This window comes from Streptomyces sp. NPDC032745 (genome assembly GCF_055579465.1).
This window is the reverse complement of sequence record NZ_JBVING010000001.1, coordinates 291,595-304,239: the sequence shown is the minus strand read 5'-3', so window position 1 is coordinate 304,239 and position 12,645 is coordinate 291,595. Positions and strand designations below refer to the sequence as shown.

General features: G+C 72.5%; 11 protein-coding genes. 4 read left to right on the top strand and 7 right to left on the bottom strand.

Annotated features, from left to right (window positions below; all coding sequences use genetic code 11):
• Nucleotides 1–106: 106 nt before the first annotated feature.
• Nucleotides 107–1,690, bottom strand: a complete 1,584-nt coding sequence (locus tag ACZ5WG_RS01350; RefSeq protein WP_468719788.1) for a S8 family peptidase — start codon at nucleotides 1,688–1,690, stop codon at nucleotides 107–109.
• Nucleotides 1,691–1,887: 197 nt separating this feature from the next.
• Between ACZ5WG_RS01350 and ACZ5WG_RS01345 the strand changes: the two genes are divergently transcribed.
• The 3 genes from ACZ5WG_RS01345 to ACZ5WG_RS01335 all read left to right on the top strand — a co-directional run bounded on the left by ACZ5WG_RS01345 (nucleotide 1,888) and on the right by ACZ5WG_RS01335 (nucleotide 4,921).
• Nucleotides 1,888–2,997, top strand: coding sequence for a threonine synthase (locus ACZ5WG_RS01345; RefSeq protein ID WP_468720480.1), 1,110 nt, complete (start codon nucleotides 1,888–1,890; stop codon nucleotides 2,995–2,997).
• Between the two features lie 135 nt (nucleotides 2,998–3,132).
• Nucleotides 3,133–3,942, top strand: a complete 810-nt coding sequence (locus ACZ5WG_RS01340) for an isocitrate lyase/PEP mutase family protein (protein WP_468719786.1) — start codon at nucleotides 3,133–3,135, stop codon at nucleotides 3,940–3,942.
• A 43-nt stretch (nucleotides 3,943–3,985) separates the two neighbouring features.
• Nucleotides 3,986–4,921, top strand: coding sequence for an EamA family transporter (locus tag ACZ5WG_RS01335; protein ID WP_468719784.1), 936 nt, complete (start codon nucleotides 3,986–3,988; stop codon nucleotides 4,919–4,921).
• Between the two features lie 44 nt (nucleotides 4,922–4,965).
• Here ACZ5WG_RS01335 and ACZ5WG_RS01330 read toward each other — a convergent pair whose 3' ends face one another.
• The 4 genes from ACZ5WG_RS01330 to ACZ5WG_RS01315 all read right to left on the bottom strand — a co-directional run bounded on the left by ACZ5WG_RS01330 (nucleotide 4,966) and on the right by ACZ5WG_RS01315 (nucleotide 8,700).
• On the bottom strand, nucleotides 4,966–5,763 hold the full coding sequence (locus ACZ5WG_RS01330; protein WP_468719782.1) for a trypsin-like serine peptidase: 798 nt from the start codon (nucleotides 5,761–5,763) through the stop codon (nucleotides 4,966–4,968).
• Nucleotides 5,760–6,827: an alpha/beta hydrolase gene (locus ACZ5WG_RS01325; RefSeq protein WP_468719781.1), complete on the bottom strand. Its 1,068-nt coding sequence runs from the start codon at nucleotides 6,825–6,827 to the stop codon at nucleotides 5,760–5,762. The genes ACZ5WG_RS01330 and ACZ5WG_RS01325 overlap by 4 nt, the downstream gene beginning before the upstream one ends.
• Before the next feature lie 199 nt (nucleotides 6,828–7,026).
• A complete protein-coding gene (locus ACZ5WG_RS01320; protein ID WP_468719779.1) occupies nucleotides 7,027–8,112 on the bottom strand; it encodes an alpha/beta hydrolase in 1,086 nt (361 codons plus the stop codon).
• Between the two features lie 150 nt (nucleotides 8,113–8,262).
• Complete coding sequence (locus tag ACZ5WG_RS01315) at nucleotides 8,263–8,700, bottom strand: MarR family winged helix-turn-helix transcriptional regulator (RefSeq protein ID WP_468719778.1); 438 nt, start codon at nucleotides 8,698–8,700, stop codon at nucleotides 8,263–8,265.
• 79 nt (nucleotides 8,701–8,779) lie between these two features.
• Here ACZ5WG_RS01315 and ACZ5WG_RS01310 point away from each other — a divergent pair, with 79 nt between their 5' ends.
• Nucleotides 8,780–9,772 carry an SMP-30/gluconolactonase/LRE family protein gene (locus ACZ5WG_RS01310; protein WP_468719777.1) on the top strand — a complete coding sequence of 331 codons (993 nt, stop codon included), beginning with the start codon at nucleotides 8,780–8,782 and terminating at the stop codon, nucleotides 9,770–9,772.
• A 54-nt stretch (nucleotides 9,773–9,826) separates the two neighbouring features.
• Here the strand turns inward: ACZ5WG_RS01310 and ACZ5WG_RS01305 are convergent, their stop codons facing one another.
• Both ACZ5WG_RS01305 and ACZ5WG_RS01300 read right to left on the bottom strand, forming a co-directional pair.
• Nucleotides 9,827–12,013, bottom strand: coding sequence for a DEAD/DEAH box helicase (locus ACZ5WG_RS01305; RefSeq protein WP_468719776.1), 2,187 nt, complete (start codon nucleotides 12,011–12,013; stop codon nucleotides 9,827–9,829).
• An 88-nt stretch (nucleotides 12,014–12,101) separates the two neighbouring features.
• On the bottom strand, nucleotides 12,102–12,542 hold the full coding sequence (locus ACZ5WG_RS01300; protein ID WP_468719775.1) for a cupredoxin domain-containing protein: 441 nt from the start codon (nucleotides 12,540–12,542) through the stop codon (nucleotides 12,102–12,104).
• Between the last annotated feature and the right edge of the window lie 103 nt (nucleotides 12,543–12,645).

The window sequence follows — 12,645 nt, the reverse complement described above, 5'->3', positions numbered from 1 at the left end:
AGGGGGGCGCGAACGAATGCGCGAAATAGTACGCAGCGGGGGTGACCGTCATGACGGTCACCCCCGCAGTTCATCGCGGCCTTACGCCGTGTTCATTCCCGGTGGGTCAGAACTGCAGCGCCCAGGAGTCGATCTTGCCGGTGTCGATGTTGGCGTTGTCGTTCACGCGGAGCTTCCACACACCGTTGGCGACCTCCGAAGAGGCGTTGACGGTGTAGGTCTTGACGATGTTGTCCGCGCTGCCGCCGCTGCGGTTGTGCAGGTTGTACACCGAGCCGTCGGGGGCGACCAGGTCGACCTTCAGGTCACCGATGTACGTGTGCTTGATGTCGACCGAGACGCTCAGCGCCGCCGGGGCGTTGCCCGCGACACCGCTGACGGTGAGCGGCGACTCGACGGTGGCGTTGTCGTTGACCGCGTAGTCGGCGGTGTTCTCGAAGCGGGTGCCCGGGTTCGGCGGGGTGGTGCCACCGCCCACGTACAGCAGGCGGTTCGGGGAGCCGGAGCCCGGACCCGTCACCACGTTCGGGGTGGCCGCGGCCACCAGGCCGTCACGGACCTGCGCCGGGGTGCTCGAGGGGTTCTGCGAGAGGTACAGGGCGGCCGCGCCCACGACGTGCGGCGTGGCCATCGAGGTGCCCGAGATGGTGTTGGTGGCGGTGTCGCCGGTGCCCCACGAGGAGGTGATGGAGGAGCCCGGGGCGAAGATGTCCAGGATCGAGCCGTAGTTGGAGTAGCTGGCCTTGGCGTCGGTACTGGTGGTGGCGCCGACCGTGATGGCCTCGGCGACGCGCGCCGGGGACTTGGTGCTCGCGTCCGTGGACTCGTTGCCCGCGGCGACGCCGTACGTGATGCCGGCGGCTATGGAGTTGCGTACGGCGGTGTCGAGCGCGGAGTCCGCGCCGCCGCCGAGCGACATGTTCGCCACGGCCGGCTTGACGGCGTGCTGCGTCACCCAGTCGATGCCGGCGACGACCTGTTCCGTCGTACCGGAGCCGTTGTTGTCGAGGACGCGGACGCCGACGATCTTGGCCTTCTTGGCCACGCCGTACGAGGTGCCCGCGACGGTGCCGGCGACGTGCGTGCCGTGGCCGTGGCCGTCCTGGGCGGTGTTGTCGTTGTCGATGGCGTCGTAGCCGTAGGAGGCGCGGCCGCCGAACTCGCCGTGGGTGATGCGGACGCCGGTGTCGATGATGTACGCGGTGACTCCCTCGCCGGCCTTGTCCGGGTAGGTGTAGCTGCTGTCGAGCGGGAGCGGGTGCTGGTCGATGCGGTCCAGGCCCCAGGACGGCGGGCTGGGCTGGGTGCCCTGGGCGTCGTCGACGGTGAACGTCCGGTTCTGCACGACGGACTTGACCGCCGGGTCGGCGGCGAGCTTCTTCGCCTGCGCCTCGGAGACCTTGACGGAGTAGCCGTTGAGGGCGGCGCTGTAGGTCCTGCCGATCGTCGCGCCGTAGCGCCGGGCGACGGCCTTGCCGCTGTCGGCGGTGGAGCGGGCGGCCGAGTCCTTCAGGGTCACGATGTAGCTGCCGGCGACCGAGCCGGGGGCACCGGCGTTCTCGATGACGCCCTGGGGGCCGTTGTCGGCCGCGGAGGCGGGTAACGCGGCGGCCGCGCCGAGCGCGAGGGCCACGACGGCGGTCGCGCTGACGCCGGCGAGTTTCCGGCGGGTGTGACGCATCACGGACATGTGAGGGGTCCTCCTCATAGGTGGTGCATTGCGGGGGGTGAGGCGGCGGAAAGGCATGGGCATGACAACCCCTTCGGGGTCTGCCGGGCTGCCGCCTCCAAAAGGTTGACCCACGCGTTCGCCCCACCACAAGAGGACGGCGAACGCGTAACATCCGTGCCATACAACGGCCATGAATGAGCAAAGGCGCTCTGCACATGACGCACGCACTGCCCGGCTACGTCTGCCCCGAGGACGCCACGCGCGCGGATGCCCGGACGGCGCCGTGGTGCTGCCCGCTCTGCGGTGGACCCTGGGATCTCGACTTCACACCGGATCCGGCCAGTCCGCTCGAACCGGCCGCCGGACCCAACTCGCTCTGGCGGTTCGGCTCCGTGCTGCCGCTGCCGGGGGCGTTCTCCGTCACGCTGTCGGAGGGGAACACCCCGCTGGTCCCGCTCGGGGAGCGGATTCACGCCAAGCTCGACTTCCTGATGCCCACCCTTTCGTTCAAGGACCGGGGCGCGGTGATGCTCGCGGAGCTGGCCCGGCGGCTGGCTCCGGAGCGGGTGGTCGCGGACAGCAGCGGGAACGCGGGGACGGCCGTGGCCGCGTACTGCGCGCGGGCCGGGCTGAAGTGTGAAGTTTTCGTGCCCGAGGGCACCTCGGAGAAGAAGACGGAACAGATGCGGGCGCACGGGGCGGCGGTCCGAGTCGTACCGGGCGGCCGGGAGGCGACGGCGGCGGCGGCCCGGGAGGCGGCCGACCTCCCGGGGGTCTTCTACGCGAGCCACGTCTTCAACCCGTACTTCCTGCACGGCACGAAGACCTACGTGTACGAGGTGTGGGAGGAGCTCGGCGGCCGGCTCCCCGAGACCCTCGTCGTCCCCGTCGGCAACGGCACCCTGCTGCTGGGGGCCGCGCTGGCGGTCGAGGAGCTGGCCCGGCGCGGGGTGAAGCCGCCGGCGCTGATCGCGGTGCAGGCCGAGGCGGTGTCCCCGCTGGCCACCGCCTTCGCGGCGGGCGCGGAGGACGCAGACCCGGTGGAACAGCGGCCCACCCTGGCCGAGGGCATCGCGATCCCGGCCCCGCCGCGGGCCCGCCAGATCCTGGCGGCGGTCCGCAAGTCCGGCGGCACGTTCCTGACGGTCCCGGAGCCGGCCCTGCGCGCGGCCCGGCGGGACCTGGCGCAGCGCGGGCTCTTCGTGGAGCCGACGGCGGCGGCCTGCTGGGCGGCGGTGGGCCCGCTCGCGCCCACCGACCCCCTCCGGGGCCGCACGACGGTCCTCCCCCTGTGCGGAGCAGGCCTGAAGGGAGGCCCCGCGTAGTGCGGCCCCCGCCGTCCCGTCCCGGCCCGTCGGCGTTCGAGGCGCGCAGCGGCCGGGGGCGGCGCCCCGGGCGAGGACCCGTACACGTCGGAAAATCGCCAGCCCTGGGCGGGCCCGGTCTGCTGAACTGGGCCCATGACCACCACCGTTGATCTCGCCCGCCGCTTCACCGCACTCCACACCCCGGCCGCCCCGCTGGCCCTGGCCAACGCCTGGGACGTGGTCAGCGCCCGCCTCGTCGAGGCCGCCGGCGCCCCCGCCGTCGCCACCACCAGCGCCGGCGTCGCCTGGTCCCTCGGCGCGCCCGACGGGGACGCCCTGACCCGCGACCGCGCCCTCGACCTCGTCGCCCGGGTGGCCGCGGCCGTCTCCGTCCCCGTGACCGCCGACATCGAGGGCGGCTTCGGCGCCGACCCCGCCGGGGTCGGCGAGACGGTCACCGGCGTGCTCGCCGCCGGCGCGGTCGGCATCAACATCGAGGACGGCACCCGGGCCGCCGCCGACCACGCGGAGCGGGTGGCCGCGGCCCGGGCCGCCGCCGGCACCGCCGGGGTCCCGCTGTACATCAACGCCCGCATCGACACGTTCCTCTTCGGCCTCGGGGAGGAGGCGAACCGCCTCGACGAGACCCTCGCCCGCGCCGCCGCCTACCTCCGTGCGGGCGCCACCGGCATCTTCGTCCCCGGCGTCACCGACCCGGCCACCGTCACCGAGCTGGTCAAGGGAATCGACGCCCCGCTCAACATCCTCGTCGGCCCCGGCGCCCCGTCCGTCGCCGAGCTCGGCGCCCTCGGCGTGGCCCGCGTCAGCCTCGGCTCCTGGGTCGCGTCGGCCGCGTACGACGTGGTCCGCCGCGCCGCCGAGGAGCTGGTCGCGGGCGGCACGTACACCGCGCTCGACGCCTCCCTCCCGTACGGCGAGCTGAACGCCCTGCTCAAGGGCTGAGACCCGGGAAGCATGTAGGCGCCAACGACCCTAGGATCCCGTCATGCGCACCTCGGAGACTGCTGGGAGCAAGCCGCCGGAATCCACCGCCCGCAGGGTCACCGGTGCCGTCTGGATCGCGCTCGCCCTCGTCTACGTCCTCTGGGGATCCACCTACCTCGCCATCCGCGTGGTCGTCCAGACCATGCCGCCGTTCCTCTCCGCCGGCGCCCGCTTCATCGTGGCCGGCCTGCTGCTGCTCGGCCTCGTCGCCTGGCGGTACGGGCCGGCCGCGCTCCGGGCCACCCGCGCCCAGGCCGGTTCTGCGGTCGTGGTCGGCCTGCTGCTGATCCTCGGCGGCAACGGCCTCGTCGTGCTCGCCGAGACCACGGTGCCGTCCGGCCTGGCCGCACTGCTCATCGCGGCGGTGCCGATGTGGCTGGTGCTGCTGCGGACCGCCACCGGCGACCGGCCGGCGCTGCGCACCCTGGGCGGCGTACTGCTGGGCTTCGCCGGGCTCGCGGTGCTGACCGGTCCGGGCATCGGCGGCGCGGTGCAGCTCTCCGGGGTGCTGCTCGTGCTGGTGGCGTCGGTGCTCTGGTCGCTGGGCTCGTTCTCCGCGTCGAAGCTGTCGCTGCCGGGCAACCCGTTCACGGGCAGCGCGTACCAGATGCTCGCGGGCGGGGCCGGCGGAATCGTCGTCGGCCTGCTGCGCGGCGAGCACCGGGGGCTGGACTGGGCCGCCTGCACCACCGCCTCCTGGCTGGCGCTGGGCCACCTCGTCGTGTTCGGCTCGCTGGTCGCCTTCACGGCGTACGCATGGCTGCTCCAGTCGGCGCCGCTGTCGCTGGCCGCCACGTACGCGTACGTCAACCCGGTCGTCGCCGTCGCGCTGGGTGCGCTGATCCTCGACGAGGCCCTGACCTGGCCGATCCTGGTCGGCGGTGCGGTCGTCGTCGCGGCGGTGTGCGTGATCGTCAGCACCGAGCGCAAACAGTAGCCGGGCCGGATCCGCAGGCGCGTCACGCCCGCCCGGCCGGAGCGTCAGTCCCGCGCGGCCTGCTCGTACAGCGCCTTGGCCTTCTCGTCGAACAGGGCGGCCGTGGAGTCCACGTCCGTCTCCCCGCCGCTCAGCACCCCGATCAGCCGCCCGGGACGGCCCGGACCGCCCCGGTCGGCGATCCAGGGGCTGCCGCTGGTGCCCGACCAGAAGCCCGCGCAGCCGATGTACAGCATCGCGGGGTCCTCCTGGTCGTGGCTGGTCTGGGTGGTGCAGGAGATGGGCTTGTTCTGCGGGTTGCGGTCCGACTCCGGGTAGCCGACGACCGTCACCTCGCGCTCGTACCCGGAGGTCCAGTCGGGCTTCGGGGCTTCGTCGGCGCCGCCGACCGCCTGCTGCACGGTGCGGCCGTCCTCGTCCGGCTCGATGCTGAGGAAGGCGAAGTCGGCGGTGTCCTCGCCCCATCTGGTCCAGCGCTCGTCCACGTGGACCGCGCGGACCTTCCACACCCCGAGGGGCTGGCGGCCCACGCCCTCCCCGGTGAACGCGGGGGCGAAGGAGAGGTCGCCGATGGCCCGGCCGTCGTGGGCGACCGCTCCGGGCTCGCCGTCCTCGCCCGCCGGGGCCACACAGTGCGCGGCGGTCGCGACGACGGTGCCCTTGGGACTGTCGACGACGCTCGCCGTGCACCAGTGCTCCCCGTTCGCCATGAGCACGCCGACGCCGGGGAAGGCGTGCACCGCGTGCGCGTCCACGTCCGTCGCCTTGAGGAAGCCGACGGCCAGGACCGCCGCCACCCCGGCGACGGCCGCCGCCGACGCACCCTTGACGGCTACGTTCATCGCACGCCGGGGTCGGGGGTCGGTGCGAGCATGACCTTGCTGATCCACTCCAGAGCGCCCTCCCTCATACCGCGCACGTACGACTTTCCGTTGTGCTCACCATCCTGGATCACCTGGAGCTGAGTGTGCACGGGGCCCTTTCCGTACTCCTTGATGAACTTCTCCGCCTTCTCGCGGCCGGTCTCCTTGGTGCCGATCTGGAAGTTGACGTACACGTCCGGACCACCCTCCTTGATCAGCTTCTCGGCGAGCTTCTCGGGGTTGTTCTCGTCCATGGCCTGCGTGTTCCCCTTCCACAGCGGGGAATCGGGGACGATGTCGACCCCGCTCGCGATGGCCGCCTTGAACCGGTCCGGGTACTTCAGGACGTGCTTGAAGGCACCGAATCCGCCCGCGGAGGAGCCCATGAAGGCCCACCCGTCCCGGGAGGTGAAGGTCCGGAAATTGGCCTTCGTGAAATCCGGGACGTCCTCGGCCATCCAGGTGCCCATCTTGGGCTCGCCGGGGATGTCCGAGGCGTCGAAGTGGTGCTTGGTGTCCGCGTTGTGCACCGGCATGATCAGGATGAAGGGCAGGCTCGTACCGGCCTTCACCCCGTCGCTCACGGCCTTCTGGAGGCCGAGGCCGGGGCCCGTACCCCAGTAGTTCGTGGGGTAGCCCCGGCCGCCGGGCAGGGAGATCAGAACCGGGAAGGCGCTCTTGGCGTACCTCGGCTCGTCGTACTCCTTCGGGACCCACACCCACACGTCACCGGTGAACCCCGACTTCGCGCCGGTCAGGGTCGTCCGGCCGATCTGCGTGCCGTCGGGCAGCCGGTAGGTCCGGACGAACTCGGACTTCGGCCCGGTCGGCATGCTCACCCCCTGCCGGATTTCCTCGGCCGCGGCCGACTCCTGCACCTTCCCGAAGGAGACCGGATCTCCTATGTCCGAGAAGAGCCCGTACTTGTACGCCGCCGCACCGCCGCCGGCGGCGAGCGTGAACGCCAGCGCACCGCCGATCAGAAGCCTGCGCCGACGCTTGGGGCGGCGACGGCCCGTGGTCAGCGGGCCTTCCTCGGTCATGAGGTCGCGGTCACCCTGAAGCTGGTCATGCTGCACGGATTTGTCCCGTTCCTTCTCCGGCGCTCCCGAAGAGCGCGGGTCGGACCGATCGGTCCCCCTTACACCCCTTACAGAGGTGTCAACGATCGGATGGGTTGCCTGGGACCGGCGGGACGTGGCCTGCGCCACCCCGGTCCCGGGCTCCGTGCGTACGGCCTGGTCAGCCGGTCGCGGGCTGCGGGCCCTTGAGCACCTTGCTGATCCACTCCAGGGAGCCCTCCTTCATGCCCCGGACGTAGTGCCAGCCGTTGTGCTCGCCGTTCTGGATGTCGCGGATGGTCATCTTGACGGGGCCCTTGCCGTACTGCTGCTGGAACTTGGTCATCCGCTCCTTCCCGGTCTCCTTGGTGCCGACCTGGAAGTTGATGTAGACCTCGGGGCCGTTGCCGTCGATCAGCTTCTTCGCGAGCTTCTCGGGGTTGTTCGCGTCCATCTCCGCCTGGTGGCCCTTCCAGAGCGGGGAGTCGGGAACGATCTCGCCGCCGCTGGCGATCACGGCCTTGAAGCGGTCCGGGTACTGCAGGACGGTCTTCATGCCGACGAAGGCGCCGGAGGAGGAGCCCATGAAGGCCCAGCCGTCGCGGGACTTGTACGTGCGGAAGTTGGCCTTGGTGAACGCCGGGACGTCGTCGGCGATCCAGGTGCCCATCTTGGGCTGGCCGGGGATGTCGGCGCCGTCGTAGTAGTACTTGCTGTCCGGGTTCAGCACCGGCATGACCACGATGAACGGCAGGCTGGTACCGGCCTGGACGCCCTCGCCTATGGCCTTCTGCAGGCCCAGGCTGCGGTCGGACCAGTAGTTGCTCGGGAAGCCGTTGCCGCCGGGCAGGGCTATGAGCACCGGGAAGGCGCTCTTCTCGTACTTCGCCTCGTTGTACTCCTTGGGCGTCCACACCCAGACGTCGCCCTCGAAGCCGGACTTCGCGCCCGCGAGGCGGGTCCTCGCGATGACCGTGCCGTCGTCGAGCTTGGCGGTCTGCTTGAAGTCGGACTTGGGACCGGTCGGCAGGAGTACGTCCGGATCACCGGTCGGCGTGGGAGAGGCCGACGGCGCGCCGGGGGACGGCTTGCCCGCATCGGGGGCGGCGGACGCGGGGGCCTTGCCGAAGCTCACGGAGTCACCGTTGCCGGAGAACCACTCGAGCTTCCAGGCGGCGAAGCCCCCGCCGCCGAGCAGCAGCGCGAAGGCCACGACGGCGGATATCCATATCGCCCGGCGGGAACGCCGGGGCGGGTCTTGATGCACGAACTTCGCTCCGAACGGTCATGACTGCCCCAGGTCGGGGCAGAACGGCTGGGTTCCCATTGGTCCTGATGTGCGAATCTTCCGGGCAGTTCCAAAACCCGGCAAAAACATGGCCGGAATCTCATGTGTCCGGAACCCCGACAGCACATCTCACCTCTGGGCGTCGAGCGCCTCCGCGCACCGCCCCAGCAGGCTGATCAGCTGCTCCCGCTCCTCCGCCGAGAACGCCGCGGCGAGCGCCCGCTCGACCCGTACGGCACCGGCGTCGGCGAGCTCCATCGCGGTCCGGCCCTCCTCCGTGAGCCGGGTCTCGAGCACGTTGCGGTGCCATTCGTGCGGGGTGCGCTCGATGAGCCCGCGCTCCTGGAGGTTCTTCAGCACGGTGTTCATGGTCGGCGGCGTCACCCCGCACAGCCGGGCCAGCGCGGCCGCGGAGATGCCCGGCTTCTCGGAGAGCCAGAGCAGCGCGGCGTACTGCGGAACCGTTACTGCGGCGGGCTTGAGCGCAGCGTTCTTGGCCGCGAGAAGCGCCTGCTCGGCGCGCTTGACGTGCGAGCCGATGCGCTCCTCGGGAGGCATGGAGGTCATCCCCGCATCCTAAGGCCCTTGCAAGCATTAGGGCTCTAATCTATGTTCGTGTTCACCCACATGGAAGAGGACACTCGCTGTGCTGAAGAAGCTCCTGCCCGCCACGCTCCTGACCCTGACCACGGCGCTCACCCTGGGCGCGATTACGGCCGCACAGGCCGCCCCGGCCTCCTCCGCCCCGGTCTCCGACAGCCGGATCTCGGCGGCCTTCACCCTCCCCGGCGAGAAGGTCTACCCCGAAGGCATAGCCACCGACCCCCGCAACCGGACCGTCTACGTCGGCTCGTACGCGGACGGCACCGTCTACCGGGCCCGCCCCGGACAGCGCACCGCCGAGGTGTTCCTGCCCGCCGGCGCCGACGGCCGCCACACGGCGAACGGCCTGCGCGTCGACGCCCGCGGCCGCCTGTGGGTGACCGACTCCACCTCCGGGGTCTCCGTCTACGACACCGCGTCCCGCAGGCGCCTGGCCCACTTCGAGGTCGCCGGGACCGGCGGGCTCTTCGTCAACGACCTGGCCATCACCCCGGACGGCACCGCCTACCTGACGGACAGCGTCCGCTCGGTGATCTACCGCGTCACCCCGGCCCAGCTGGCGGCCGGCTCGGGCGCGCTGCTCCCCGCGTACGACCTGAGCGGGCACCTCACCCCGTCCCCGGCGGGCAGCTTCGCCCTCAACGGCATCGTCTCGGACCCGGCGGGCCGCTTCCTGCTGGCGGTGGACATGACCGCGGGCGACCTCCACCGCATCGACCTGCGCACCGGCGCGATATCCCGCGTCGCCCTCCAGGGCGGCGACCTCACCCACGCCGACGGCCTGGACCTCGCCCCCGACGGCACCCTGCGGGTGGCCCACAACACCACGAACACCCTGACCCGGTGGCACCTGAGCCCCGACGGCACCCGGGCCCGGCTGACCAGGACGATCACGGACCCGTCCCTGCAGATCCCGACCACGCTGAGCCACACCCCGGGCCGCACGCTCGTGGTCCGCTCCCAGTTCGACAAGGGCGGCCCCATGGGCCCGGGTACGCCGACGTCCTTCACGATCGCCTCGGTCCGCGGCCTCTGATCCCTTCTTGACGCGCCGCCCGCACGCCTCGGCCCCGGCGGGCCGCCCGCGCCGTCAGCGGGCGGCGCCGAGCCGTGCCTGCTCCTCCTCGACGATGCGCCGGGCCAGCGAGGTGTCCGAGACGTCGACCGCCTCGGGCGCCGACTCCGCCACCACGCTGCGCCGGGCGTACGCGTCGAAGAGCCGCGCCTTGCGCTCCAGCACCTCCAGCATCCGCTGGTCCACCCCGTCCGTGGCCAGCAGCCGGTGCACCCGTACGGCGCGCACCTGGCCCATCCGGTGGGCGCGGGCCACCGCCTGCTGCTCCATGGTCGGCTTGACCTGCGGCTCGCAGAGGATCACCACGGACGCCGCCTGCAGGTTGATCCCGATGCCGCCCGCCTCGATCTGCGCGAGCAGTACGGCGTGCCCGGCCGCCGCGCCGAACCCGTCGACGAGCCGCTGGCGGCGCGCGGGCGGCACGCTCCCGGAGATGGGCCCGAAGAGCGGGCCTCCGTCGTGTCCGTCGCCTCCCGGCGGCCGGCGCCCGAGCGCGTCCTCGACCGCCCCGAGCACCTCGCGGAAGGCGGAGAACACCACGACCTTCAGCCCGTTGGCGGCGGCGTCCGCCACCAGCTCGCGCAGCCGTTGCAGCTTCGCCGACTTCTCCGGCTTCGCGTACGCGGCCCTGCGCATCGCCATGAAGTTGCCGGCCCGCACCGCCGCCCGGTAGGCGTCCCGGTCCGCGGCACTCAGCTCCCCCCACTCGTCGGTCCACTGGAGCCCGGGCAGCTCGGCGAGCACGTCGCGCTGGTTGCGCCGCAGGTACGCGGGCGCCACCGCCCTGCGGAACGCCTTGGACCCGGCGACCGAGTCGACGTCCCCGATCCCGGAGTCCGCCTCGGGCTGCAGGATCCGTACGAGACTGCGGAACTCCGAGACCCGGTTCTCCATCGGGGTGCCGGTGAGGAAGAGGACGTACGTACAGCGGGCGGCCCAGGCGGCGACCGCCAGGGAGCGCTGCGCGCGCGGGTTCTTGACGTGGTGCGCCTCGTCCACGACGAGCATCCCCAGCTCCTCCGCGGCGAGTTCGGGGAATCCGGTCAGCGCCTGGAAGGTCGTCACGGCCACCCCGCCCTCCCCCCGCCAGTCCGCGAAGGCGTCGTGCCGGCCGGGGCCGTGCAGGGCGACCGCGCGCAGGGTGCTGCGCGCCTCGATCTCACGGGTCCAGTTGATCAGGACGCCGGCCGGGCAGACGACGAGGAAGTGGCGCTGCCCCTGCGCGGCGAGGTGCGCGAGGGCGGCGAGGGCCTGGATCGTCTTGCCCAGCCCCATCTCGTCGCCGAGGATCACCCGCCGCTGGGCGAGGGCGAAGCGGGCACCGAAGGACTGGTAGCCGCGCAGCGAGACCCGGCGGTGCGTCTCGTCGAGGTCCTGGGTGCGGATCCGTTCGGCCAGCGCTTCGGGCAGGAACCCCTGGGCGGCGGCCGGGCCGGGGCCGCCGGTCCCGGCGCGCTCGGTGATCTCCGCGAGCAGCCCGTAGTACTCGGCGGAGCGCAGCTCGAAGTCGACCCAGGCGGCCGCCTCGTCGGCGGGGCCGCGCAGCAGGTCGACCGAGGCCTGTCCGAGCAGTACGGGCACCCCGCTCCCGGCGGCCTCCGCGGTCAGCCGGCCGATCTCCCCGACGGCGGCCAGCGCCCGCTCCCGCCGCTCCCGTCCCGCGAACCACATCCGCAGCCGGCCTGCGGCGGGCCCGGCGTCGGCGAGCAGCGGCCCGAGTCCGGCGTCCAGCCGCCGGGCCGCCCCGACGGCCCGGCGTGCTTCGGGCCCGGCCTCGACGAGCAGCTGCAGGGCGGTCACGAGTGCGGTGGTCCGGGGTTCGGGGCGGTCCACGTCGAGGTGCACGGCGACGGTCTCCCCGACGGCCTCGGCGAGCTGCCGGGCGGCGCCGAGCGCCTGGTCGGCGGTCTGCTGCCCGACCCCGGGGATCTGCCGCAGCCGGTGACGTCCGGCGTCCAGCACCTGCTGCACGGTGTCGAACCCGGCCGCCTCGACGGCGGTCACCCGCAGCCGCCCCTCCGTGACCTGGGCCAGCCGGTCGACGGGGATCCGCTGCAGCTCGAGGCGGGCCAGCTCCGCGTGGATCGGCGCCCAGGCCTCCCGTACGGCTTCGACGGCCCGCCGGTGGTCGGCCAGCAGCGCGGCGGCCGCCGCGTGCAGCCGCTCGCCCGCGTCGATCGTCTCGGCCGCCCTGTGCCGCATGCCCCTCCCCTCGACTGCTCCCGCCGCCGACTGCTCCCGGCTGCGCCGGGTGACGACTGCACGCAACCTACCGCCGTCGGCGGGACGCTCAGTAGCCGTTCACGGCGCCGCCCACGGTGATCTCCGTCTTCATCCCGAGGTCCTTGTGCCCGTCGACGGGGCAGTAGAGCTCGTACGTACCGTCCTTGAGGGTGATGTCGAACTTCCCGCTCTCCCCCGGCGCCAGGGTCATGGAGCGCTGCTCCCCGCCCGGTCCCTCCACCTCCAGGGCGTGCTCGTGGTGGCCGGTGTTCCTGACGGTGAACGAGTAGGCCCCGGCCTTGAACGTCTGCTGGGACAGGGCGATGTGGAAGTCGCTGAGGTCCGCCGTGACCTGCGTCGCGGCGGGCGCGGACGGGGCGGGTGGCGCCGCCGGGCCGTTTCCGGCTCCGTAGCCGCCGCCCCCGCAGGCGGCCAGCAGCCCCGCGAGCGCTCCGGCCGCCAGCCCCGTTCCCACGCGAGTGGTCCGGGTGGTGCGTGTCCTTGTCATGGCAGAGATACGGCTGACCGCCGCCGGGAGATTGCGGACGGGGAGGGACGCCGGGAGAGGAGGACAATGAAGGGGTGTTTCCCCGCGAACCGGAACCAATCCA